The sequence below is a fragment of the Sphingobium sp. B2D3A genome, assembly GCF_025961795.1.
GTDB lineage: Bacteria > Pseudomonadota > Alphaproteobacteria > Sphingomonadales > Sphingomonadaceae > Sphingobium.
In genome coordinates this window covers 2,921,244-2,943,933 of record NZ_JAOQOI010000001.1, presented here as the reverse complement: position 1 = coordinate 2,943,933, position 22,690 = coordinate 2,921,244, and the positions used below count along the sequence as shown (strand labels likewise).

Annotated in this window: 22 protein-coding genes and 1 tRNA gene; 9 read left to right on the top strand and 14 right to left on the bottom strand. The window is 64.1% G+C overall.

Annotated elements, in window-relative coordinates; all coding sequences use genetic code 11:
• Positions 1–9: 9 nt before the first annotated feature.
• Complete coding sequence (locus M2337_RS13650; RefSeq protein ID WP_264570682.1) at positions 10–2,817, bottom strand: DUF3857 domain-containing protein; 2,808 nt, start codon at positions 2,815–2,817, stop codon at positions 10–12.
• Positions 2,818–2,897: 80 nt separating this feature from the next.
• Positions 2,898–3,074 carry a hypothetical protein gene (locus M2337_RS13645; RefSeq protein ID WP_181560004.1) on the bottom strand — a complete coding sequence of 59 codons (177 nt, stop codon included), beginning with the start codon at positions 3,072–3,074 and terminating at the stop codon, positions 2,898–2,900.
• 168 nt (positions 3,075–3,242) lie between these two features.
• Between M2337_RS13645 and M2337_RS13640 the strand changes: the two genes are divergently transcribed.
• From M2337_RS13640 to M2337_RS13630, 3 genes are all read left to right on the top strand, one after another.
• Complete coding sequence (locus M2337_RS13640; RefSeq protein ID WP_181560003.1) at positions 3,243–4,193, top strand: mechanosensitive ion channel family protein; 951 nt, start codon at positions 3,243–3,245, stop codon at positions 4,191–4,193.
• A 34-nt stretch (positions 4,194–4,227) separates the two neighbouring features.
• Positions 4,228–4,527 (top strand): hypothetical protein, encoded by a 300-nt coding sequence (locus tag M2337_RS13635; RefSeq protein ID WP_181560002.1) that lies wholly within the window; start codon positions 4,228–4,230, stop codon positions 4,525–4,527.
• A gap of 371 nt (positions 4,528–4,898) precedes the next feature.
• A complete protein-coding gene (locus tag M2337_RS13630; protein ID WP_264570681.1) occupies positions 4,899–7,313 on the top strand; it encodes a TonB-dependent receptor in 2,415 nt (804 codons plus the stop codon).
• Positions 7,314–7,455: 142 nt separating this feature from the next.
• Here M2337_RS13630 and M2337_RS13625 read toward each other — a convergent pair whose 3' ends face one another.
• A complete protein-coding gene (locus tag M2337_RS13625; RefSeq protein ID WP_264570680.1) occupies positions 7,456–8,466 on the bottom strand; it encodes an isopenicillin N synthase family dioxygenase in 1,011 nt (336 codons plus the stop codon).
• A gap of 151 nt (positions 8,467–8,617) precedes the next feature.
• A complete protein-coding gene (gene pcaD, locus M2337_RS13620; RefSeq protein ID WP_264570679.1) occupies positions 8,618–9,427 on the bottom strand; it encodes a 3-oxoadipate enol-lactonase in 810 nt (269 codons plus the stop codon).
• A gap of 149 nt (positions 9,428–9,576) precedes the next feature.
• Between pcaD and M2337_RS13615 the strand changes: the two genes are divergently transcribed.
• Positions 9,577–10,476 carry an isopenicillin N synthase family dioxygenase gene (locus M2337_RS13615; protein ID WP_264570678.1) on the top strand — a complete coding sequence of 300 codons (900 nt, stop codon included), beginning with the start codon at positions 9,577–9,579 and terminating at the stop codon, positions 10,474–10,476.
• Positions 10,477–10,592: 116 nt separating this feature from the next.
• Here the strand turns inward: M2337_RS13615 and M2337_RS13610 are convergent.
• A tRNA-Pro gene (locus tag M2337_RS13610) sits at positions 10,593–10,669 on the bottom strand.
• 303 nt (positions 10,670–10,972) lie between these two features.
• Here M2337_RS13610 and yajC point away from each other — a divergent pair.
• The 5 genes from yajC (at position 10,973) to M2337_RS13585 (ending at position 15,007) form a co-directional block, all read left to right on the top strand.
• Positions 10,973–11,305 carry a preprotein translocase subunit YajC gene (gene yajC, locus M2337_RS13605; protein ID WP_181559997.1) on the top strand — a complete coding sequence of 111 codons (333 nt, stop codon included), beginning with the start codon at positions 10,973–10,975 and terminating at the stop codon, positions 11,303–11,305.
• Positions 11,306–11,311: 6 nt separating this feature from the next.
• Positions 11,312–12,910, top strand: coding sequence for a protein translocase subunit SecD (gene secD, locus M2337_RS13600; RefSeq protein WP_181559996.1), 1,599 nt, complete (start codon positions 11,312–11,314; stop codon positions 12,908–12,910).
• Between the two features lie 12 nt (positions 12,911–12,922).
• Positions 12,923–13,897, top strand: a complete 975-nt coding sequence (gene secF / locus M2337_RS13595) for a protein translocase subunit SecF (protein WP_264570677.1) — start codon at positions 12,923–12,925, stop codon at positions 13,895–13,897.
• A gap of 34 nt (positions 13,898–13,931) precedes the next feature.
• The gene (locus M2337_RS13590) at positions 13,932–14,312 is read left to right on the top strand and encodes an Mth938-like domain-containing protein (protein WP_264570676.1); all 381 of its coding nucleotides are present in this window, start codon (positions 13,932–13,934) and stop codon (positions 14,310–14,312) included.
• A gap of 167 nt (positions 14,313–14,479) precedes the next feature.
• Complete coding sequence (locus tag M2337_RS13585) at positions 14,480–15,007, top strand: hypothetical protein (RefSeq protein ID WP_264570675.1); 528 nt, start codon at positions 14,480–14,482, stop codon at positions 15,005–15,007.
• 45 nt (positions 15,008–15,052) lie between these two features.
• Here the strand turns inward: M2337_RS13585 and M2337_RS13580 are convergent, their stop codons facing one another.
• The 9 genes from M2337_RS13580 to M2337_RS13540 form a co-directional block, all read right to left on the bottom strand.
• Positions 15,053–15,988, bottom strand: coding sequence for a hemolysin family protein (locus tag M2337_RS13580; RefSeq protein ID WP_264570674.1), 936 nt, complete (start codon positions 15,986–15,988; stop codon positions 15,053–15,055).
• Positions 15,989–15,996: 8 nt separating this feature from the next.
• Entirely contained in the window at positions 15,997–16,539 is a 543-nt protein-coding gene (gene ybeY, locus M2337_RS13575; protein WP_264570673.1) for an rRNA maturation RNase YbeY, read from the bottom strand.
• Entirely contained in the window at positions 16,532–17,527 is a 996-nt protein-coding gene (locus tag M2337_RS13570; RefSeq protein WP_181559990.1) for a PhoH family protein, read from the bottom strand. The genes ybeY and M2337_RS13570 overlap by 8 nt, the downstream gene beginning before the upstream one ends.
• 409 nt (positions 17,528–17,936) lie before the next feature.
• The gene (locus M2337_RS13565; RefSeq protein WP_264570672.1) at positions 17,937–18,272 is read right to left on the bottom strand and encodes a nuclear transport factor 2 family protein; all 336 of its coding nucleotides are present in this window, start codon (positions 18,270–18,272) and stop codon (positions 17,937–17,939) included.
• 158 nt (positions 18,273–18,430) lie between these two features.
• Positions 18,431–19,465, bottom strand: a complete 1,035-nt coding sequence (locus M2337_RS13560; protein WP_181559988.1) for a rod shape-determining protein — start codon at positions 19,463–19,465, stop codon at positions 18,431–18,433.
• Positions 19,466–19,579: 114 nt separating this feature from the next.
• A complete protein-coding gene (miaB, locus tag M2337_RS13555; RefSeq protein WP_264572271.1) occupies positions 19,580–20,929 on the bottom strand; it encodes a tRNA (N6-isopentenyl adenosine(37)-C2)-methylthiotransferase MiaB in 1,350 nt (449 codons plus the stop codon).
• A 48-nt stretch (positions 20,930–20,977) separates the two neighbouring features.
• A complete protein-coding gene (locus M2337_RS13550; protein ID WP_264570671.1) occupies positions 20,978–21,703 on the bottom strand; it encodes a lysophospholipid acyltransferase family protein in 726 nt (241 codons plus the stop codon).
• Positions 21,704–22,135, bottom strand: a complete 432-nt coding sequence (locus tag M2337_RS13545) for a Fur family transcriptional regulator (RefSeq protein WP_181559986.1) — start codon at positions 22,133–22,135, stop codon at positions 21,704–21,706. It abuts the gene before it with no gap.
• A 135-nt stretch (positions 22,136–22,270) separates the two neighbouring features.
• Positions 22,271–22,690 carry a MucR family transcriptional regulator gene (locus M2337_RS13540; protein WP_264570670.1) on the bottom strand — a complete coding sequence of 140 codons (420 nt, stop codon included), beginning with the start codon at positions 22,688–22,690 and terminating at the stop codon, positions 22,271–22,273.

Here is a 22,690-nt window from a genome sequence, read left to right as displayed (position 1 = left end):
TTCCTTGCCTTACGGGGCAATGCCGAAGCGCGCATAGTCCGCGTCGATGCGGGGCTTGATGCGGCGGGCGATGGCGAGATCGGTCTGGCCCTCCGCGCCGCGGTCCAAGCGGGCGAGGACGACGCCGCGCATGAAGCGGCTTTCGGCGAGATTGGGGACGGCATTCAGCACGGCATTGAGATCGCGGAGCGCATCCTCATATCGGCCGAGACGGTAGGAGACGACCGCACGGCTATCCAGAATGCCATAGGGACTGTTGCTCAACTCCAGTGCCGATGTGCAATCCTTCGCGGCGGTTTCGATCTCGACCTGCCGTGTCCCCTTGATCCAGCAGCGCATGTTGAGCAGTGACGGCGTGCCCGGCCGGTCTTCCAGCAGCGTGTCGACAAGCGCAAGCGCCGTGGCCGGGTCGCCATAAGTGCCGATGATGTCGGCCTTGCCCTCCTGGAACGTTCGGCGGGATTCGCCGCCCAGCGCAATGCGTTGATCCAGCAGGGCAACCGCGCCATCCAGATCGCCGCTTTCAGCGCGCAGGTTGGCGACCCTGAACACCGCGCCCACGGACGCGGGGTCGAGTGCGCGGCCGGCTTCGGCATCGGCCAGCGCTGCCTCGAGGTCGCCCATTTCCTTGTGGATCTGGCTGCGCATCAGATAGAGGTCGATGTCCGGCTCGATCGTGATGGCCTTGCCGAGATCGGCCAGGGCGCCCTTGCGATCGTTGATGGCGCGGAGGAAGGTCGCCCGATCGCGATAGGGCGCGGCCTTGTCGGCATTGGCGGCGATGGCCTTGGCGTAGACGGCTTGGGCAGCGGCGATCTGCGTCGCGCCGGCGGGGTCCTTGCCGGTGATGTCCCACGAGCGCAGGGCATTGGCCGGGGCGATCAGGCGCGGCGCCTGTGATTGCGCGGTGGCAAGGCGGTCCTTCTCGGCGCCGATCTCGCTGGCCGGGATCTCGATGCCGGTGGAATCGACAACTTCATCGATGGTGAGGACGCCCTTCTCAAGGCTGAGCGCGCGGTTGAAATCATAGCCGGCGATGCGGGCTGCGAGCGCAGGCTCGCCCTCAACGCGGAAGCCCGCGCCCTGCTGGGGCAGGCGGATGGTCGTGCGAACGTGGCGTCCCTCGGGCGCCGGCGTGGCGACCGGGATGGTGGACCAGGCCGCACGTGCGCGATCCGGCGCGAAGCTGATCGACGAGATGCTCTTGTCGACCGCGCGGCGCATGGTCTTGTCCGTCCATTCCCATTCCGTATCGGTGACGCCCCGCGCCTTGATCGTGACGATCCCCGCCTGATCGTCGCCCGTGAGGCTGATGTCCGCAAACTGGGAGTCGCCGACCACGCTGGAGAGGAACTCGCCAAGCACCTCCTGCTGCTTCTCGCTGTCCAGCTGCGTGCGCACGACGTTGAGCTGCATGGCGGCGAGGCCGCGCAACACCAGCGAGAGATCGAACACGCTCGGCAGATCGATGCTGGCGGTCTCATCCATGGTCATCGTCAGGTCGAAGGCGGGGCGGCCGGCATTGCGCGGCTCGATCAGCAGGAGATCGGCGCCTTCCGGGCGCAGCGGCAGCACATAGCGGAAGGGCGGCGTATCGTGGATATCCTCGATCCGCGAGCCGATGCCGGTGCCATCCAGCCACAGGGATTCGCCATCGATCTGCGCGCGCACGAGAATGTGGTTGAAGGCAGCGGGGCTGGCGAGGCGATTTACGACGGCGTCGCCGAGCTGGGCATGGGCGAGCACGGGCTCTGCCGTGATGCCCATTTCGCGCAGCATGGCGAGCAGCATCAGCGTCTTGGCCTTGCAGTCGCCATAGCGTAGCGCCCAGCTCTGTTCCGGCGTTTGCGGGACATAATTGCCGCCATCCATGGAGACCGCCAGATAGCGGATCTGGTCCTGAACGAGCCGCAGGGCGCGCTGGGCGCGGCCGAGCGGCGTGCGCTCAGCAGCCATGATCGCCTGGACCTCCTGCAGCAGGGCGCTGCCAGGCTTGAGCAGGCCCTGCGTCGCGAACAGCGGGGACATCGTCCTGGAGACGTCGGCCCAATCCTTGAACGTGGAGACCTCGAGCAGTGGCAGCGGCTGGAAACGGATGGGCGCATCGGAGGGAATCTCCGTCTGGCGCGGGCCGGGCAGGGCGAAGCTCAGCTCGGTGAAGCGCGCCCCGCGCACCGGCTTGGCCTCGATGCCGGTAATGCCGACCTTCCATTTGACCGGGCTGTCATTGTCCCACAGCGTGCGCAGGCGACCCTGACCGAGCGTGACCGGCGCAGTGATCAACGGCGTGAGTGCCTGGACATGGCCGGCAAGCGCGGCGTCCTTGCCGGTGGTGGAGGCGCGCAGGCGCAGGATGTCGCCCACGCGCAGGCCTTCGACGGCCATGGTCGCGGTCAGGAGCCCGGTGAGTTCGCGCCGCTCCAGCGCCTGCTCGCGCCGGATGACTGTGAACGTGCGCCCGCCGGCCAGCAGATCGATGCTCTGACCATCGCGCACGATTGCCAGCTCGTGGATGATGAGATCGCCCTTGTCCGGCAGCCAGGGCAGGGTGAGGTTGGCGAGCTGGTTAAGCTGTTCGGCCGAGGTGATGCGCTGCGCGGTGTCCGAGTAGGTCCACAGGCTGCCGTCTGCGATGCGCTGCTGGCGGTCGAAGATCAGGATGGCGGGGCCGCTCGCGGCGAGTGCGGACGGCGCGGGAAGCTGTGCGGGGATGACCCAGTCCGGCGAGGGCTGATATAACGGCGTCTCCCCCGCGCGCGCCACCGCAGAGAGGGCGAGGCCACAGAGCAGGGCTGAAGCAAAAATACGCCGTTTCAATCGTCTCTCCTCATCGCGCAGGCCATGAGGCGTTAGCTGATCGCGACGAATGGCTCAATCGACCCTGTCGATGCCGCGCATTATTCTTCGGGCTGGCTCGGCGATCCTTCCCGCTGCAGACGGCGGGCAGTGCGCTCATGCAATATGGCGGCCTCGCGCAGGCGGCGGGCGACGTCTGCATCGCCACAGTTGTCGGCCTTCAAGCGCGCCACCCGGGCGAGTTGCTGATAGTAAATGGCATCACGCCGGGTTTCCATGTCCTGCGGAATAGCACGACATGGCCTCGCGCGAAGCCGTTTTGCGACAGCTTGTCTTGCAACGGGACAAGTGAGGCACTTGAGGAGGCCCGGAACTTTTCGACCAAGCCACCGATTTGACATCTCGATAGCCGGCCCTCACGGTGCGGTCACTCCACAGGAGGCCATGTGGCTTTGAACGGCGCCGATGCACTGCTGACCCAACCCATCGCCTATATCGGGGCGTCCGGGCTCACCATCGGCGCGATCATCTCGGCCATCGTCGTCTTCTCGACGGCGCTGCTGGCGGTGTGGCTGCTCAAGAAGTTCGTGCGCCGCGCGCAGCAGACCATGGGGGAGGAACGCTCCCACGCCATTCATATCGGCGGGCAGATCGCGCGCTATGTCATCGTCGCATTCGGGCTTGCAGCGGCGGTGTCGGCGCTGGGAGTCGACCTGTCCGCGCTCTCCCTGTTCGCCGGTGCGCTGGGTGTCGGCATCGGCCTGGGGCTGCGCGATATCGTGCGCAACTTCGTGGGCGGTCTGGTGCTGCTGTTCGACAGGAGCATCGAGGTTGGCGATTTTGTCGAGCTGGAAGACGGCACCATGGGCGAGGTCCGCTCCATCGGGCCGCGCGCGACGGCGGTGCTGACCAACGACGATGTCGACATGCTTGTGCCCAATGCCAATCTCATCGACGGCAAGGTGACCAACTGGACGCGCAACCGCATGACCCGCCGCGTCCATATCCCGTTTCGCACGGCCCTTAACGCGGACAAGGAGAAGGTGCGCGACGCCGTGATCGAGGCGGCCAAGGCCGTGCCGCTGACCTTGCCGGATGCCGGGCGCAAGCGCACGCAGGTCTGGCTAGTCGGCTATGGCGAGAACGCGCTCAAGTTCGAGCTGGTCGTCTGGCCCACCTTGTCCGCCGTCAAACGGCCGGGGCGCACGCTGGCGACCTATTGCTGGGCGATCGACGATGCCCTGCGCCAGAATGCCATCGAAATCCCGCTGCCGCAGCAGGAAATCCGGGTGCGCGGCCTGTTCGGCCAGGAGGGCGAGGCTGGACTGGACGCCTTGCGGCCGGGGCAGGGCGCGGCAACCGATGGGGCAGGGGCGCGTTCTTCCTCCGAAGGCTGAGGGCTTGGTCCCCGGCATTATAGGAGGCCTATCCATGACGCAGAGTCAGAAAACCCCGCCGCTGGACTTCAACGATCCCGACAAGGACAATGCCGAGCAGGATGAGAGCGGCACGCAGGCGCAGGATGTCGCCGCCGATGCGCAGGCCAATCCCTATCGCGGCGAGCCCGAAACCGAGCATGGCGGCAAGCCGAATCCCGCTCAGGTGATGCCCATCGATGCGCCGGACCTGGTGGACACGATGAACCAGATGGATCGCAGCGGCCTCATCGACATGGGCGCCTATGAAGGCGAGGAGAATATGGACGACGAGGACGGCTCCATCCCCGAATAGCGCCGACACCGTTTCCCTCTCTTGAGGATCGTCGCGGACGATCCGCCCGATCATCAAGCGCCCGAGCCGGCCACCGCCGGCTCGGGCGCTTCCCGTTTCCGTAGCGTCCGGACTGCGCATGGCTGCTCTTCATGCCAGCATGGCGCCCCTCCTTCGCGAGCACAGATGCGCATTTGCAACGCGTGTCGACAAGGCGCGGGGCGGTTTGACGTGGGTCAAAGCGAGCCGTGGCGCAAAGGTTACACCTGTGTCTCGAATGAATGATATGGCTGCCCTTTGGGGCAGTCGGGTCTTGCATTCAGTGAGTGCGGGCGCATTGAACATGCATGCCCATCCCGCAGGGCCAGCATAACAGAAACGGAAGAGAGAGAATGAAACGGATTTCCCTGTCCATCCAAGCGTCCATCCCCGCGCTGCTCCTCGCCTCGACGAGCGCCCTCGCCCAAACCCCGCAGGCCGCCCAGACAGCGACCGCCGCCGATGACGGCATGGAGATCATCGTCACCGCCCAGAAGCGCGAGCAATCGCTGCAAGATGTGGGCGCCGCCGTCAGTGCCTTGGGCGCCGACCGGATCGCGAGCGCTGGCGTCAACAGCATTTCTGACCTGCAGACGATCGTGCCGTCGGTGAACTTCGGCAGCGATTTCAATCAGGCGAAGATCTTCATTCGTGGCGTGGGTGCCAACACCTCGACCACGGGCAGTTCCACCGGCGTGGCCTTCCACGTCGACGGTGCTTACGTGGCCCGCGCCGAGGCCCAACTCACCTCGCTCTTCGATCTGGAGCGCATCGAGGTCCTGCGCGGTCCGCAGGGCACGCTCTATGGACGCAACGCGGTGGGTGGGTCGATCAACGTGATCACCGCACGGCCGACGGACATCTTCTCCGGCTATGGCCGCATCGGCTACGGCAATTACAATGCTTTGACGACCGAAGCCGCCATCAGCGGCCCGATCACCGAGGGCATTCGCGCCCGTCTGGCGATCAAGACCGAGAACCGCGACGGCTATGGCGTCAACCCGGTCTCCGGCAAGGATGTCGACGATCTCAACCGCCGCATGGGCCGCGCTTCGCTCGAGTTCGATCTTGGCCGCGAGGCGACGCTGCTGGTTTCGGGTGAATATTTCCGCCAGAGCGATGCTTCCGGCGCGATCCATTATCTGCGCGCATCCTTCCCCGGCGTGGCGCGTCTGGCCCCGCTCGGCGTGGGTGGCTATGCGACCAATCCGCGTGATCTCGCGACGGAATCCAGCCCGGGCACCGAGACCGAGACCTATGCCTTCACCGGCACGCTCAATGTGCCGCTCAACGATGCGCTGACGCTCACCAACATCGCCAACTACCGCTCCTTCAAGAGCTCGCTGTTCCAGGACCTCGACCTTTCGGCGGTGATCGACAGCCTGCCGACCAACGGTCAGGCGACCACGGTGCAGGAGCGCCGGATCGACAGCAAGCAGTGGAGCAACGAGCTGCGCCTCGGCCTGCAGTCCGAATGGGTGAACGGCACCATCGGCGTGTTCTTCTTTCATGAGCGCCAGCGGCCGATCGACAATGTCGGTCTCGCTAACCGGACCGGCATGGCGCAGAATATCGGCGTGCTGCAGGCTGCGGGCATTGATCTGAACGAGGCCTATGGCCTGTGCGGATACTCGCCCAACGGCGTGACCGGTGGCAGCAACATCATTGCTCCCAAGCGCGTCTGCACGCGCTCGAACCTGCTGACCGAGGCTTTCTCGATCTTCGGCCAGTATGAGATCGGCCTTGGCATGTTCAGCGAGGCGCTTTCGGGCCTCAGCGTGAAGCTGGGCGGTCGCTGGAGCAGCGAGCATGTGGAGTCGGAGAACCCCTCCATCATCATCACCCGCAACGGGGTGGGGCCGGTGCTGCGCTACACCGCCGCGGGCACGCATGTGGAAAAGACCTTCCGCGACTTCACGCCGGAAGCCGGGCTGGTCTGGAAGGCCAATCAGGATATCCTGCTCTATTACACCTATTCGGAAGGCTTCAAGGCCGGCTCGGGTGAGAATGCCGCAGGCAGCACCACGATCGTGAACCCCGAGAAGATGTTCAACCATGAGGCCGGCATCAAGGCGAGCTTCGGCCGCATGCTGACCGTGAACCTCGCGGGCTATGCTTACACGCTGAACGGCCTGCAGTTGAACAAGACGATCGCCGGTGGACCGACGGGCTACACGACGATCTTCCAGAACGCGGCCAAGACCCGCGCGAAGGGCATCGAACTCGACGCGATGCTGCGCCCGATGCCCGGCCTGCGCCTGAGCGGTGCGCTCTCCTACACGGATGCGCATTTCGTCGACTATCTCACGCTCGATCCGCTCAACCCGGCCAATATCGCTGGCGGCACGCCCTACAATGCCGTGACCAACCCCGATCCGACGGCCTTCGGCGCCCCGAGCGGCGGCAACATCCAGCTCGCCGGCAACGACACGCGCAACAGCCCGCGCTGGTCGTGGAACCTGCACGGCGAATATGATGTGATCGCGCCCATCGGCACCTTCACGCCGAGCGTGGACGTCTCCTATAAGAGCCGCACCTACTTCAGCGAGTATATGCGCGAGATCGAGAGCAGCGCGGCCTACACCATGGTCGATGCCTCGCTGGCCTACGAGACTAACGACGGCCGCATCCGCGCGCAGCTCTGGGCCAAGAACCTGTTCGACGTATTCCGCCCGAGCAGCACCTTCGCTCTGGCGACAGGCCGCCTTCTCGGCGTGACCTGGCTCCCGCCGCGCACCTATGGTCTGACGGTCGGCTACAAGTTCTAAGGGGTCACGCGGCGGCTAACCCCGCCGCGTGACCGGTTGAACCGATCAACATCGCGCCCGGCAGGCTCAGGCTTGCCGGGCGCGATTGCGTTCTGGCATCAGCCACACCGCGACCGTCCGCGCGTGGCGTGACTCGCGGCGCCTATTTCTTGTCGTCGAACGGTATGTAGACCGAAGATTTGTAGAACCGCCCAAGCAAGGCGCCGACATGGACCGGCGTAAACTTCGCTTCACCGTCACGCGCCACCAGTTCCTCCAGCGGCTCGACAACCACGTCGTGATCGGCGTTCCAGAAGAAGGGCACCGACAAGCGCTCTACGCGCGAGGTATTGCGCACGCGGTGAAGCGTCGAACGATAGCGCCCGTTCGACCACCACATCATCATGTTACCGATGTTGACCGTGAAGGCCCCAGGCACCGGCGGGGCGGAAATCCAGCGCCCGTCCAGCGTCTTGAGTTCAAGGCCGCCAATCTCACCCTGGGCGAGGATCACTAGCGGACCTTCGTCGACATGGGCGCTCAGATTCTTGATCTCGTTGCCTGCGCCTTCGGGGAGGGAAGGGTAGTACATCAGGCTGATCTGCGAGGTTGAGTTCTGGAAGTAGCGGTCGAAACGGTCTTCCGGCAGGTCCAGCCCCAAGGCGAAGGCGTGGATCAATTCCTTCGCGAGATGCGACATTATATCATAATAGGTCATGCAATCCTTGTCGAAGTTTTCGACCTTGGATGACCATCTGTTCTGCTGGTAGAAGGGATTCCCGGTTTTGAGCAGCGGGTCGTCAGGGTCGAACTCTCGCTGGATGCGGTACTGCTCGAAGACCCGGCTGTTCGCGTTCAGCTTCTCCCGATCCCCCGCATAGATCCAGCCCCGGTTGAGTTCGTCGTTGACGCGCACTTCCTCCTTATCCTCCATCGGCAAATGGAAGAAATCCGTGGCTCGGTCGAAGACGGCCTGTCGCATCTCGGTCGGCACGCCGTGGCCCGTGAGGTAGAAGAACCCCATGGTGGCGCAGGCCTCGGCGATCTGTCGGGCCACCTCACGCCGCGCGTTGGCGTCGCCGTTGAGGAAAGGCGAAAAGTCGATCAGCGGAACTTGGGAAAGTTCTACAGCCTGTGCGATCAGGCGGTCTTCATCCTGAATCATAGCGTCCATTTTCGCTCACCCATTTTTTTGCACCTGGAATTCCGGTGCATAAGGTGACAGGCCAAGTCGGAAGCAGGTAATGCTATTCCCGTCCGGTTTGCTTGCGCGAATTGCAACGCGTCAGGTTGCGCCAGGGCTAGGCTTCGCTGGGCCGGCGACCTCATCGCGCAGCTGGATCGACGGCTTGATTGCGCTCGATATGGGTGAGGAGCGCCTCGGTGAAGGCTTCAGGGTCCTCCCTAGCAGAGATATGTCCTGCATCGAGCAGAACAAGCTGCGCGCCGGGAATGCCGGATGCCAGGGCTTCACTGTCGGAAGGCGGCGTGGGCACATCGTTCCGGCCGGTCATCACCAAGGTCGGGACGGCGATCGATGCGAGATCCTGTGTGAAGTCGCAATCGCGCAAGACCGCGCAGCATCCGGCGAAACCATGCGCCGGGGTGGCGAGGAATGTATCGCGAAACTCAGCGATTGTCGCCGGATCGCTGCTGCGGAACTCGTCGGAGAAGAATCGCAGAAGCGACATGTCGACCAGAGCTTCCATCCCGCCCGAAAGCGCAGTGTCGATCCGTTGCTGCCAGCCTTCCACCGTTCCCAGCCGGGCCGCTGTGTCGCATAGCGTCAAGCTGGCCAGTCGTTTCGGCATATTAAGGGCCATGAACTGGCCCATCGTTCCGCCAAGTGACAGTCCACACAGATGCGCCCGTTCGACCCCAAGCGTGTCCAATATGGCGCTCGCGTCACCCGCAAGCTGCTGGACGCTGTAAGGCCCTTCGGGAGCATCGCTCGCGCCATGTCCGCGTGTGTCGTAGCGAATGATGCGGTATCGGTCGTTGAGGTCTGCTGCTTGCCGGTCCCATAAGGTCAGATCGCAACCGACGGAGTGCGCAAAGAGGATCGCTGGTGCATCTTGCGGACCCTCGACCATGACATTCAGCCGGGCCTGATCGAACGAACGGATAAACGGCATAAGGGACTCCTTCCGTCCCAGTTCGCATATTGCTGATCAACCCGCTGTTTCAAAAGCGGTACGGTCACCATGCCCAAATTGCACAACCGGCCTCTTCGAGATGAGGCTAACTTGGCTGCGCTGGTATCTATGAAGATGGGCATCCTTAGATGAGTGACTTTGCGCTTCCGATCATCGATCTGTCGGCACTGGAAAGCGACGATACCAGCATAAGAAGGACCGCGGTTGAGCGCCTGAAACAAGCGAGCCTGCAGCACGGCTTCTTCTATTTGGTCGGTCACGGCCTCAGCCAGGAGCGTCTGGGCTTGGTGCTGAAACACGCCGAATCCCTGTTCGCCCTGTCGGAGACCGAAAAACGCGCCATTGCAAACCAGGGAACGCCGGGTGGGCGCGGGTATGCGCTGATGGGCGGTCGCACCAGCGAAGGCGCGCTCCAGCGACCGCTGAAGGAAGAATATTATCTTGGGCGTGAGGACGTGCACGAGCCTGCCAATCTGTGGCCGGCCGGGCTTCCTGCTTTCAAAGCTTTCATGCTCGCGCATGTTACTGCCATGCACGATATCGCCCGGCGGCTCATGACGGGCTTCGCTGCCTCGCTCGATCTGCCGCGCGATTATTTTTCGGCTTTCTGTAAGGACCCAATCGCTGCTGTGCGGCTCGTCCATTATTCCGCTGCCGCCCGCGGGGCAGGGGCGCATTCCGACTTTGGAAGCCTGACTTTGCTCGTTCAGGATGATGTCGGCGGCCTGCAGGTGTTTGATCGCGATGCCGCAGGCTGGATCGACGCTACCCCCTTGCCGGGGAGCCTCGTCGTCAACGTTGGCGATCTGTTCGAGCGCTGGACCAATGGCCGGTACAGATCTTCGGTTCACAGAGTGGTGAACACGGCAGGTGTGGATCGATATTCTGCGCCATTCTTCCTGACCGGTGCGCCGCAGCAGGAAATCGCGTGCCTGCCTTCCTGCCTCGCTGATGGGGAAGTGCCGCTCTATCCGCCCATAGCGGTCGCTCAGCACCTGAAAAACGGCTTTGAAGCTCAGGGGTTTTGAAGTCTAGCGATCAGCGAACGACCTGTAACGCCCTCTTGAAGGCGGTGTTCAAAGCTCGCCCAAACGCTGGCGCGCGAGGTGTCACGCGGTCAGTCCAGCCATGTATGTGATTGATTTGGTCGGGACGAGAGGATTCGAACCTCCGACCCCCACACCCCCAGTGTGATGCGCTACCAGGCTGCGCTACGTCCCGACCGGAGGTGCGCTCCTAGGCGTATCGCGCGGAAGTTGCAAGGTCCGTTGGCGCCTCCGTGCGCATGATTTTTCATTTTGCTGGCGGCCGGCAGGCGGGGCGGGGTGACGTGGCGATTGTTCGGCGCGCTTTGCCCGGTCGGCGCGCGGCGCGGCGGCAGCGCGGGGGAAGGGCGCCCGGCGATCTCGGTTGCCTGCACCGGGGCGATATGCTAGCCGCGCGCCCTTGAAACAGTGTGTGTGAGGCCGCATCTGCGGGGCGCGCTGTTCATCCATCTGCTGATTGCCCTGCTCAAGGATCGCAATGTTCACAACTTTTGCACTCGCCGCCGCTGCACCGGGCTCTTCCGGAATGGCCAGCTTCATGAGCTTCGTTCCGCTGATCCTGATCTTTGCGGTGTTCTACTTCCTGCTCATTCGCCCGCAGCAGCAGCAGATGAAGAAGCACCGCGCCAAGATCGGGGCGGTCAAGAAGGGCGATCAGGTCGTCACCGGCGGCGGCCTTGTCGGCAAGGTGACCCGGGTGGACGACACCTATGTGGATGTCGAGCTCGGCCAGGGCATCAAGGTGAAGGCGGTCAAGGCGACCCTGAGCGATGTCGTCGATCCGATGACCGCCAAGCCCGCGAACGACTGACGGGCCATGCTCGACTTTCCCCGCTGGAAGATCTGGCTCGTCCTTGTGGCGCTGGTCGTCGGCAGCCTGTATGCCGTGCCCAGCTTCCTGCCCGACCGGACCTATTCGCAATTGCCGAGCTTCATGCAGGCGCGCGTCAATCTGGGCCTCGACCTCTCCGGCGGCAGTCACATTCTGCTCGAGGCGGACACGAAGGACGTGGCCCGCCAGCGCATCCAGAATATCGAGGAAGCGATCCGGGTCGATCTGCGGCGGGCTGATAGCCGCATCGCCATTGGCGAGATGTCCACGCAGGGCGATGCGCTGCGCTTCATGGTGCGCGATGTCACGCAGGTGGACGCCGCCGTCGAGCGCATCCGCCCGCTGACGCGCGGCGCCGGCCTCACGGGCCAGCGCGATTTCGATGTGCAGGTGCGCGATGGCAGCACTATCGTCGTGACGCCGACCGAGGCCGGCATCAACGCCGCCGTCGAGAGCGCCATGGAAGTGGCGACGGAAGTCATCCGCAAGCGCATCGACGAGATGGGCACGCGCGAGCCGACCATCATCCGCCAGGGCAGCAATCGCATCGTCGTGCAGGTGCCGGGCCTTCAGGACCCCGCTCAGCTCAAGGATCTGCTCGGCCAGACCGCGCAGCTTGAGTTCAAGCTGGTCGACACGACGGCCAATCCGGCCGACTTGGCGCGCGGCATCGCGCCAGTAGGCAGCGTGCTGGTGCCGTATCCGGACAATCCGCTCGGCCAGCCGGTTATCGCGGTGAAGCGGCAGACCATGGTGGCGGGCGATGAGCTGATCGACGCCCAGCAATCCTATGATCCCAAGACCAATGCGCCGGTGGTGAGCATCCGCTTCAACAGCTCGGGTGCCAACAAATTCGCGCGCACTACGCAGCAGAACGTGAACAAGCCGTTCGCGATGATCCTCGATGGCACGGTGCTTTCGGCGCCCAACATCAACGAGCCTATTCTGGGCGGATCGGCGCAGATCAGCGGCAACTTCACCGTGGAAAGCGCCAACCAGCTGGCGATCGCGCTGCGCTCCGGCCAGCTGCCGGTGAAGCTGACGGTGGTAGAAGAACGCACGGTCGGGCCGGATCTTGGCGCTGATTCCATCCGCAAGGGCATTATTGCCGGCGGCGTGGCAACGGCTGCGGTGCTGCTGATCATGGTCATGGCTTATGGCCGCTTCGGCATCTACGCGAACCTGGCGCTGATCTTCAACGTGCTGATGATCGTCGGCATCATGGCGCTGTTCAATGCGACGCTAACCCTGCCGGGCATCGCCGGGTTCGTGCTCACGGTCGGCGCGGCGGTGGACGCCAACGTGCTGATCAACGAGCGCATCCGCGAGGAGCAGCGACGGGGGCGGAGCATCATGCAGACCGTCGAGACAGGCTATAAGGAAGCGCAGCGCGCGATCTTTGACGCCAACACGACCAACGTGATCGCTGCCGCTTTGATGTTCTACTTCGGCTCCGGGCCGATCAAGGGCTTCGCAGTCGTGCTCACCATCGGCATCTTCACCTCGGTCTTCACGGCCGTGACGGTGACGCGCCTGTTCGCTTCCTTCTGGCTGCGCAAGCGGCCGACGACACTGACGATCTGAGGCACAAGACCAATGCGCTTGCTCAAGCTTGTCCCGGACAACACCAACATCGGCTTCCTCAAGTGGCGCCATGTCGCCATGGCGATCAGCATGATCTCGATCATCGCGTCGATTGCCCTGGTGGCCACGCGCGGCCTCAATCTGGGCGTCGATTTCGTCGGCGGTCAGATGATGCGGGTCACCTTCTCGCAACCCGTCAATCTCGATGCGCTGCGCGGCACGGTCGACGCAGCGGTGGCCGGCGAGGTGAATATCCAGCAGTTCGGTTCGGCCCAGGATGTCTCCATCCGCACGTCGCTGCCCGAGGGCGGCGAGGATGCCGCGAACCAGGCCGCCGAGCGGCTCAAGGCGGCAATCCTCAAGAGTCACCCGGACGCCAAGTTCGGCAGCGTCGACACCGTGTCGGGCAAGGTCTCGGGCGAGTTGTTCCAGACCGGTGCCTGGTCGATGTTCTTCGCGATGCTGGCGATCTCCATCTACATCTGGTTCCGCTTCGAATGGCAGTTCGGCCTCGGCGCGCTGTTCGCGCTGTTCCATGACGTGGCGCTCACCTTCGGGTTGTTCGCGCTCACCCAGATGGAGTTCAACCTGAACATCGTCGCGGCCTTGCTGACGATCATCGGTTATTCGCTGAACGACACCATCGTCATCTATGACCGTATCCGCGAAAATCTGCGCAAATATCGCAAGATGGAGCTGATCCCGCTCCTCGATCTTTCGATCAACGAGACGCTCGCACGCACGGTGATGACTTCGCTGACGATCATCATCACCCTGGTCGTGCTGCTGCTCCTCGGGCCGGAAGTGATCTTCGGCTTCACCGCCGCCATGTTGTTCGGCATTTTCGTCGGCACCTATTCGTCGATGTACATGTCGGCACCGCTGCTGGTGTGGACCAAGGTCGGCTCGGACAGCTTCGTCGCAAAGGCAGGCGCTCAGGTGGCTGGCGCCGAGCGGACCCTGAAGAACGAGACGATGCCGCGCTGATCTCGCGGCATCCGTCGAGCGGGGAGGAAAGAGCATGGAACTGCTCCGCGACGAGAAGCCGGCGGGCCCGGTCATCACCGGCTTTGCCGGGCGCGGCTTTCGCGTGCGCGATCATGTGTTCGACAGTGGTATCCTGATTGATCCGTCTGGCGTGGTCCCGTGGGACGCGCCCACGACGATCGACCAACTGACGGTCGAGATGCTGCGCCCGATCCTGAATCTCGACCCGCCGGCGGAATTTCTCCTCCTCGGCACTGGACCCAGGCTGGTCAGGCCCTCGGCAGCGTTCGTCCGCGCCGTTGAAGCCATGGGGATCGGCGTGGAGGCCATGGACAGCCGCGCGGCGGCGCGCGCCTGGGGTGTGCTGCGGCAGGAAGACCGGCAGATCGTCGGAGCGCTGCTCCCGCATCGATGAGCAACTGCCAGCCCGCGCCCGAAGCGCCGGGCATGACGCGAAATCTTAACCTCAGTCCGCTAGACCGGCCCCAGGGCCAGAAAAAGCAGGAACAAAATCCGGCAACGGACGTCCTGTACGGGTGAGGATGGAGCGTGATGGGGCAGCTCCTTGTGTGAGTATGTCGCATGGCCGTCATCGCCGTTGATTTTGAAGCGTCCTGCCTGCCGCAATATGGCCGGTCTTTCCCCATTGAAGTCGGCATTGCCAGCACCGAAGGCTGGAGCCGATCCTGGCTTATCCGTCCTCATGCGGACTGGGCCGACTGGCAATGGAGCGAAGAAGCCGAGTGCCTGCACGGCATTTCGCGCGCGCAGCTTGAGCGCGATGGGCTGGACGCCCGCTGCGTCGCACGGCAATTGCGCGCGGCCGTGGCTGGGCATGAGGTGATTGCCGACAGCTATTTCGATGATGCGTGGTCGCGCACGCTCTTTGTAGCGGCGGGCGAAGCGACGCATCTGCCGATCCGCTGCCTCGCCGAGCTTCGCCTGCTTCATGATACGGATCGCACCGTTCTGACGCGGCTGCTCGACGCGGCGGATCGTCAGCGGGAGCGGCGCCACCGCGCCGAGGATGATGCGCGCTGGCTGGCCCAGCTTATGGCGGGTCTGATTGCCGAGAGCGAAATGGCCAGGCCAGCGGCGCGCGCCGCTTAAGATCGCGTAAGACCGGCCGCCGGCGAACCTCGCGGCGGCTTCGGCCTACTGCTCCAGATCGTCGGCCAGCGCCTCGGGCGGATGCAGGCGCACCCGCGCGACATGGCGCGGGTTGGCCTCGACGATTTCGATGCGCCAGCCACTTGGCTCATGCTCGATGATTTCACCGGTCTCCGGCACGCGCCCCGCAATCACGAAGGCGAGGCCGCCAATGGTGTCGACGTCGGAATCGACCTCGGCAAGGCGCGGATCGATGGTTCGGGCGATATCTTCGAGCTCGGCGCGGGCATCGGCATCCCACATGCCATCTTCCAGCGGCACCAGCAGTGCCTCCGGTTCCTCGTCATGCTCGTCCTCGATATCGCCGACGATTTCCTCGACGAGATCCTCGATGGTCAGCAAACCGTCCGTACCGGAATATTCATCGAGCACGATGGCGAGGTGCGTGCGCTTGGCGCGCATTTCGGCGAGCAGGTCCAGCACGCCCATGCTCTGCGGCACATAGAGCGGCTGGCGGATCAGCGTCTCAAGCGACTCCGGGTGCGCTTCTCCGCGTGCCAGAATGGCGAAGGCATCGCGAATGTGGATCATGCCGGTGACATGATCGAGCGTGTCCTTGTAGACGGGGATGCGGCTGTGGCCGGCCTGCGCGAACAGCGCCATCAGCTCGGTAAAGCTGGCATCCTGCGAAATGGCGATGATGTCCGCGCGCGGCACGGCGACATCGTCCACCGTATGCTCGCTGAAATGCAGCATGTTGCGGAGCATCTGACGCTCGATCGGGGTGAGATCGCCCTTGCGGGACGTCTCATCTTCCTGATCGTCATATTGCTCGATGACGCTCTCAAGCTCGTGCCTGAGGCTGGTCGATCCATTATCGCCGAAAAGCAGGGCTTTGAGGCCCTGCCATATTCGTCCGCCTTCGCTGCTACTACTACTGTCGCCCTCTTTGGAGGGGGACGGTGCGGATGTCTCCGACATCTTCTGGATCAATTCCCTGTTTCGTCAATCGGCCCGGTCATGCCGGGCTCGCGATCCCCATATGGATCATCAATGCCCAGCGTTTCAAGGGCTCGTATTTCAAGGCGCTCCATCGCCTCGGCCTCGGCATCATTCTCATGATCGTGGCCGAGCAGGTGGAGCGTGCCGTGAACGATGAGATGTGTCGCGTGATTTTCCAGCGAAACCGCGCGTTCCAGCGCCTCGCGGGCGCAGGTTTGGTAGGCGAGGATGATGTCGCCGAGCAGAACTTCACCATCGTCGCTATTTTCGATGGATTCGATGAGATCGCTCTGGATCATCGGAAAGGAGAGGACGTTGGTCGGCTTATCCTTGCCGCGGAAGGAGGCGTTGAGCTGCTGGACTTCGGCATCGTCTGCCAGCCGGATGGAGAGTTCGACGCAAGCATCGCTGTCGATGATCACCGATTGCGAAGTTTGCGCGAGCGCGGCGCGCACGGCTCGATCAGCGAGCGCGTTCCAGTCGGTCTTCTCGGCCCATTCCGGGCTGGCCTCGGTCAGCACTTCAAGCATTCGGGCCCTCATAAGCCGCGACGATCCGTCCAACGATGGGATGGCGCACCACATCGGCCGTGGTGAAGCGGGTGACGGCGATGCCTTCAATGCCCTCCAGCCGCTCGACCGCATCGGCGAGGCCAGATGCGCCGGGCTGCGGCAGATCGACCTGCTTGGGGTCGCCGCAGATGACCATGCGGCTGCCTTCGCCAAATCGGGTGAGGAACATCTTCATCTGCGCGATGGTGGTGTTCTGCGCTTCATCGAGGATGATGAAGGCATTGGCGAGTGTGCGGCCGCGCATGAAGGCGAGCGGCGCGACCTCGATCTCGCCCGAGGCGATGCGCCGCTCGACCTGCTCGGCGGGGAGCGTGTCGTAGAGGGCGTCGTAAAGCGGGCGGAGATAGGGGTCGACCTTCTCCTTCATGTCGCCGGGCAGAAAGCCCAGTCGCTCGCCGGCCTCAACGGCGGGGCGAGAGAGAATCAGGCGGTCCACAGAGCCGGTGATGAGCTGGCTCACGGCCTGCGCCACGGCAAGATAGGTCTTGCCGGTGCCGGCCGGCCCGAGGGCGAAGATCAGCTCGTGGCGGGCCAGCGCGTCCATGTAGACGCCCTGATTGGCCGAACGCGGCACGATGGTTTTCTTGCGCGTGCGGATCATCACCTTGGGCGGCTCCGACACATCATGCCGGATGATGCCATCGAGCGTCGGCTCGGCGGACATGGCGATCACCGCCTCCACCGCGCCGCTGTCGACCGTCTGGCCGGCGGCGAGGCGATTATAGAGCCCCTGAAGGACATCGCGCGCGCGAGCGGCGCCTTCCGCATTCCCCTCGATCTGCAGCTTGTTCCCCCGTGCTGAGATGTACACGCCGAGGCGGTTCTCGATGGCCACGAGGTTCTGGTCATATTCCCCGAATAAGGCGCCGAGCAGAAACGGCTTGTCGAAGACCAGTTCGAGGCGGGCCCGTTCTCCGGCCTGGGCTGGCACGGGGCGCTTAGGCAAGCGGGCGACCAAGCGGTCGACTCAGGGCGCGGGGCGCGATGAGAGTGTCTGTCATTACCAAGCTTCATGCCAGAAGGGCGGGGGGAGCGACAAGCGCGAAGTCTCGCCCTTGAGGCGAAAAGAGGGGCGGCGGTTTGGGTGAGGGCGCGGGTGTGATCTTGCGGCGGGGTCGGTTTCCCTGGGAGGTGTGAGGGGGGACGAGTATTTCTCGTCATTCCCGCGAACGAGGGAATCCAGTTACCCTATCGGCGGCAAACCAAGGTCGACGGCAGATGACTCCCCATCGCACAGTCGCACCTGGATTCCCGCGTGCGCGGGAATGACGATGGAAAAATCCAAAATCAGCGCTATCGCCGTTTCGAAATTTTGATCTTGAACGGCCGGCACTCGCTTCTTTGCGGCGCCCCCCTTACCCTTGCGCCGAATCCCAATGCTCCACGATCAGGCCATCGCGAATGCGATAGGTGTCGTACCACCAGACCGGCGTGAGCCGCGCGGGATCGTGCGGGTCCGGCACATGCCGCTGGAACATGAGCTGGACGAGGTCGCCCTCGGCGAGGACGAACTCGAACCGGGTCAGCGGATAGGTGCCGGGCTCCAACGGCTGCATGTCTGGAAATTCGGTGCGCAGGAAGGCGATGAGTGGGGCCAGTCCCTGGCCGATGCCGGGCGAATGCTGGATGTAATCGGGCGCGATATATTTGCCCGCAGCCTCGATGTTGCGGCCGTCGATGACGTCTGCCACATCGCCAGCACAAGTTGCTTGTTGGCCGCGAGCGCGGCGGCTTCCGGCGACTGCGCCATATCCTCTCCCCAGCAGTGTCGCCCAGGACTAGCGGGTTCCACCGACAGGTAAAATGGCGATTGGAAGGCGTGCCCGGGCACATGCTCGGGCGCTGAGCCTCAGGCCGGGGCCAGCACGCCGTCGTAGATCGAATCTTCCAATGCCCGACCTGCGCCCATCGCCACGCACATCAGCGGGTTTTCGGCGATCTTGACGGGCAAGCCGGTCGCGACCGCAATGGCCTCGTCCATGCCCCGCAGCAGCGCGCCGCCGCCTGTGAGGGTGATGCCTTCATCGATAATGTCGGCGGACAGCTCCGGCGGGGTTTCCTCCAGCGCGGTCATCACCGAGCCGACGATCTGGTTGATCGATTCGCGCAAGGCCTCGGCGATCTGGGCTTCGCTGATCTCGATCTCGACCGGGCGGCCATTGACCAGATCGCGCCCGCGCACACCCAAGGTTATGCCGGCGCCGTCGGGCGTCATGGCATTACCGATCTGCTGCTTGACGCGTTCGGCCGTTATCTCGCCGATCATCAGATTATGATGGCGCCGGACGTAGGAGGAGATGGCTTCGTCCATCTTGTCGCCGCCGACGCGGACCGAACCGCTGTAAGCGATGCCGCTGAGCGACAGCACGGCCACTTCGGTGGTGCCGCCGCCAATGTCGACGACCATGGCGCCAATCGGGTCTACCACCGGCAAGCCCGCGCCGATTGCGGCAGCCATTGGCTCCTCGATGAGCTGCACGTCGGCAGCGCCGGCGCGCGAGGTGGCGTCGCGGATCGCGCGGCGCTCCACCATCGTCGCGCCCGAGGGCACCGCGACCACGACGCGGTTGCGGCCCATGCGGGCACTGCCCAGCGCCTTATCAATGAAATGCTTGATCATCTGCTCAGCGATTTCGATGTCGGCAATGACGCCGTCACGCAGCGGACGCAGGGCGCGCACGCCTTCCGGCGTCTTGCCCAGCATCAGTTTGGCCTCATTGCCGACGGCCTTGATATGGCCGACGCCCGCGATCGTCTCGATTGCGATGACGGACGGCTCGTTCAGGACGACGCCCTTGCCGGCGACGTGAACCAAGGTGTTGACGGTGCCCAGATCGATGGCGAGATCATGGCCGGAAAAGCTGAAAAAGCGGGAAAACTTCATACCCTCGAGATCGTCACTGAGTGAAGCCGTTCACATGCCGCGCGGGCACGGTGGCGTATTCTGCAAAGAGGTGAAGCGGTGTTTTCAGGGGACCGTTGCCCGCGCCCGCCCACCTCAGGCGGCAAGCGGACTGGCGAGCGCGCCGGCGAGGCTGTTGGGCCCGGCCGAGAGGATATCCACCGCGATCAGATCGCCGATGGCCGCGCTCGTGCCATCGATATGGACCGACTGGAGCCAGGGCGTCTTGCCGATGAGCTGGCCGGGGTGCCGCCCCTTGCGCTCCAGCAAAATGGTCGTGCGCTGGCCGACGCTGGCCTGATTGAACGCCAATTGATGAACGTTCAGCGCGGCCTGCAGGCGCTTGAGACGCTCGTCCATCACCTCCGGCGCGATCTGGCCTTCCATATCGGCAGCGGGCGTGCCCGGGCGCGGGCTATATTTGAAGCTGAAGCACTGCGCATAGCGCGCCTCGTTGACGATGCTCAGCGTCTCCTCGAACTCGGCACCGGTCTCGCCAGGGAAGCCGACGATGAAATCGCCGGACAGGGCGATGTCCGGCCGGGCGGCGCGGACGCGCTCGATGATGCGCAGATAGGAGTCGCGGCTGTGGCTGCGGTTCATGGCTTTAAGGATGCGGTCCGAGCCTGCCTGCACCGGCAAGTGGAGGAACGGCATCAACGCCGGTACCTCGGCATGGGCATCGATCAGTGCCTGCGTCATGTCGTTGGGGTGGCTGGTGGTGTAGCGGATGCGCGCAAGGCCGGGCAGCCTGTCCAGCGCGCGGATAAGCCCGTCCAGCCCCTGCGGGCGACCGGTTTCGTCTTCGCCGGACCAGGCATTCACATTCTGACCGAGCAGGGTGATCTCGCAGGCGCCAGCATCGACCAGCGCGCGTGCCTCATCTAGGATGGCGCTCCACGGGCGGCTGACTTCCGCGCCGCGCGTGTAGGGCACGACGCAATAGGTGCAGAACTTGTCGCAGCCCTCTTGGACCGTCAGGAAGGCGGATGGCGCCGACCGACGCGCGCGACCCGGCAGCACGTCGAATTTGGAATCGGCGGGCATGTCCGTATCGACGGCTTCGCGACCCGCCACCACATCGTCGATGAGGCCGGGCAGGCGGTGATAGGCCTGCGGGCCGACCACGATATCGACCGCCTTGGTGCGCCGGGTGATTTCCGACCCTTCCGCCTGCGCCACGCAGCCCGCGACGGCGATCATCGGGCGCGTGCCATCCTCCCGCCGCAGCCGGCCGATGTCCGAATAGACCTTTTCGGCGGCCCGCTCGCGGATGTGGCAGGTGTTCAGCACCACCAGATCCGCCTCTGCACCATCGCCCGCCGCCGTCATGCCGCGCGCCGCCAGCAACTCGCCCATGCGCTCGCCATCATAGACGTTCATCTGGCAGCCGAAGGATTTGACATGGTAGGTCTTGGGTGGGGTCTGGGTCATGCCCGCGCCTATACAGCCGATGGGACGGTGGGGGAAGGGCAGGCCGCTGCGGCCTGCCATTCAGCCGGCCAGGCCCATGGCCGCGGCAAGCCTCGCGCGTGCGCTGGCGGCCAGTGCCTTGCGATCAGGATGATCGCCGGGATCGAATGGATCGAGGAACCGCAGCGTCAGGGTGCGCCGGCCCGGTGCGCCCAGGATGCGCAGCGCATTGGCGATGCCGCTCTCGCCATCTTTCCATGCGACCAGCGCCGTGGCAGCCTCGTAATCGATGACCACCGGCTGGATGAGGATGGAGCGGGGCGGGGGGAGCAGAACCGAAAAGAGCGCCGGCTTGAAGGGCAGCAATGACCTACCGTCGCCCGTGGTGCCTTCCGGGAACAGGGCGATGGGCTGATGGGCCGCGAGCGCCGCGCGAACTGCATCGATTTGACCTGACACCGCGCCGCGCCGCTCGCGGGTGATGAACACGGTATTATTCTGCGCGGCGAGCCAGCCGACGATCGGTGCGCGCTGTACATCATCCTTCGAGATGAACGCGGTGCCGGTCGCGCCGCCCAGCGCAAGAATGTCGATCCAACTCACATGATTGGCGATGAAGAACACATCGTGCAGCATGGGCGTGCCCTCGATGCGGACGTCAAAGCCCGTGGCGTGCGCGGCGCGCGCGAGAAAGCGCTGGGGCCAGGGCGAAACGCCGCGGCGACGGGCGAGAAGATGCGGGATGACGCAGGCAATGACGACGCCGATCAGGCGCGCAAGCCTCGCGAGCGCGCGCAGGCGGCTCACTTAGTCCTTGCTGCGATCGCGATCGAGCGAGACGCCGTAGAGCTCCATGCGGTGATCCACGAGGCGGTAGCCCAGCTTCTCGGCGATCTGGCGCTGGAGCTGCTCAAGCTCCGGGTCCACGAACTCCACGACCTTGCCGGATTCCACGTCGATCAGGTGATCGTGATGGGCTTCGGGTGCGGGTTCATAGCGCGCGCGCCCATCGCCGAAATCATGACGCTCCAATATGCCTGCCTCTTCGAACAGGCGCACAGTGCGATACACCGTGGCGATGGAGATGTTGCTGTCGATCGCGGAGGCGCGCTCGTGCAGCTTTTCCACATCGGGATGGTCTTCGCTCTCGGAAAGCACGCGGGCGATCACGCGCCGCTGCTCGGTGATGCGCAGGCCGCGCTCTGCGCACAGCGCTTCTATGTCAATCGTCCGGGACATGGGGACTGTGTAGCTGAATTTGCCCGTTCTGGAACCCGCAATTTCGGCTTTTTGACGATTGGCGGACAAGAAAAATGCCGCCCTTGTGCAAAGGCGGCATCGTTCGATTTTTGCGTTCGCGCGCGGGGCGCGGAATTACTTGCGGCCGCGCTTGCGCGTGGTGCCGAGACCGATCTTCTTGGCCAGCGTGCGGCGCTGCTCGGCATAGTTGGGCGCGACCATCGGATAGTCAGCGGGGAGGCCCCACTTGGCGCGATAGTCTTCCGGCGTCATCTGATAATGGGTCATGAGATGTCGCTTGAGCATCTTCAGCTTCTTCCCGTCTTCCAGGCACACGATGTAATCGGGCTTGATCGAAGAACGGACAGATACGGCCGGCTCCTGCTTGGGCTGCGGCGGCGCGACGTCCTGCTGAAGACCGGCCAGCGCACTGTAAACATTCTGGATGAGCGTCGGCACGTCCGACACAGCCACACTGTTATTGGATACGTGGGCAGCCACGATATCCGAGGTGAGCGTGATCAGCACTTCGTCTTGAGCGTTAGTATCGGACAT

Coding starts and splice junctions, on each gene's coding strand:
- secD (WP_181559996.1), top strand. CDS start 11,312: ATGCTCGACTTTCCCCGCTGGAAGATCTGGCTCGTCCTTGTGGCGCTG.
- M2337_RS13540 (WP_264570670.1), bottom strand. CDS start 22,690: ATGTCCGATACTAACGCTCAAGACGAAGTGCTGATCACGCTCACCTCG.
- M2337_RS13560 (WP_181559988.1), bottom strand. CDS start 19,465: ATGAAGTTTTCCCGCTTTTTCAGCTTTTCCGGCCATGATCTCGCCATC.
- pcaD (WP_264570679.1), bottom strand. CDS start 9,427: ATGCCGTTTATCCGTTCGTTCGATCAGGCCCGGCTGAATGTCATGGTC.
- M2337_RS13645 (WP_181560004.1), bottom strand. CDS start 3,074: ATGGAAACCCGGCGTGATGCCATTTACTATCAGCAACTCGCCCGGGTG.
- M2337_RS13630 (WP_264570681.1), top strand. CDS start 4,899: ATGAAACGGATTTCCCTGTCCATCCAAGCGTCCATCCCCGCGCTGCTC.
- M2337_RS13590 (WP_264570676.1), top strand. CDS start 13,932: ATGGAACTGCTCCGCGACGAGAAGCCGGCGGGCCCGGTCATCACCGGC.
- M2337_RS13615 (WP_264570678.1), top strand. CDS start 9,577: ATGAGTGACTTTGCGCTTCCGATCATCGATCTGTCGGCACTGGAAAGC.
- M2337_RS13635 (WP_181560002.1), top strand. CDS start 4,228: ATGACGCAGAGTCAGAAAACCCCGCCGCTGGACTTCAACGATCCCGAC.
- M2337_RS13545 (WP_181559986.1), bottom strand. CDS start 22,135: ATGTCCCGGACGATTGACATAGAAGCGCTGTGCGCAGAGCGCGGCCTG.
- M2337_RS13625 (WP_264570680.1), bottom strand. CDS start 8,466: ATGGACGCTATGATTCAGGATGAAGACCGCCTGATCGCACAGGCTGTA.
- M2337_RS13585 (WP_264570675.1), top strand. CDS start 14,480: ATGGCCGTCATCGCCGTTGATTTTGAAGCGTCCTGCCTGCCGCAATAT.
- ybeY (WP_264570673.1), bottom strand. CDS start 16,539: ATGCTTGAAGTGCTGACCGAGGCCAGCCCGGAATGGGCCGAGAAGACC.
- yajC (WP_181559997.1), top strand. CDS start 10,973: ATGTTCACAACTTTTGCACTCGCCGCCGCTGCACCGGGCTCTTCCGGA.
- secF (WP_264570677.1), top strand. CDS start 12,923: ATGCGCTTGCTCAAGCTTGTCCCGGACAACACCAACATCGGCTTCCTC.
- M2337_RS13580 (WP_264570674.1), bottom strand. CDS start 15,988: ATGTCGGAGACATCCGCACCGTCCCCCTCCAAAGAGGGCGACAGTAGT.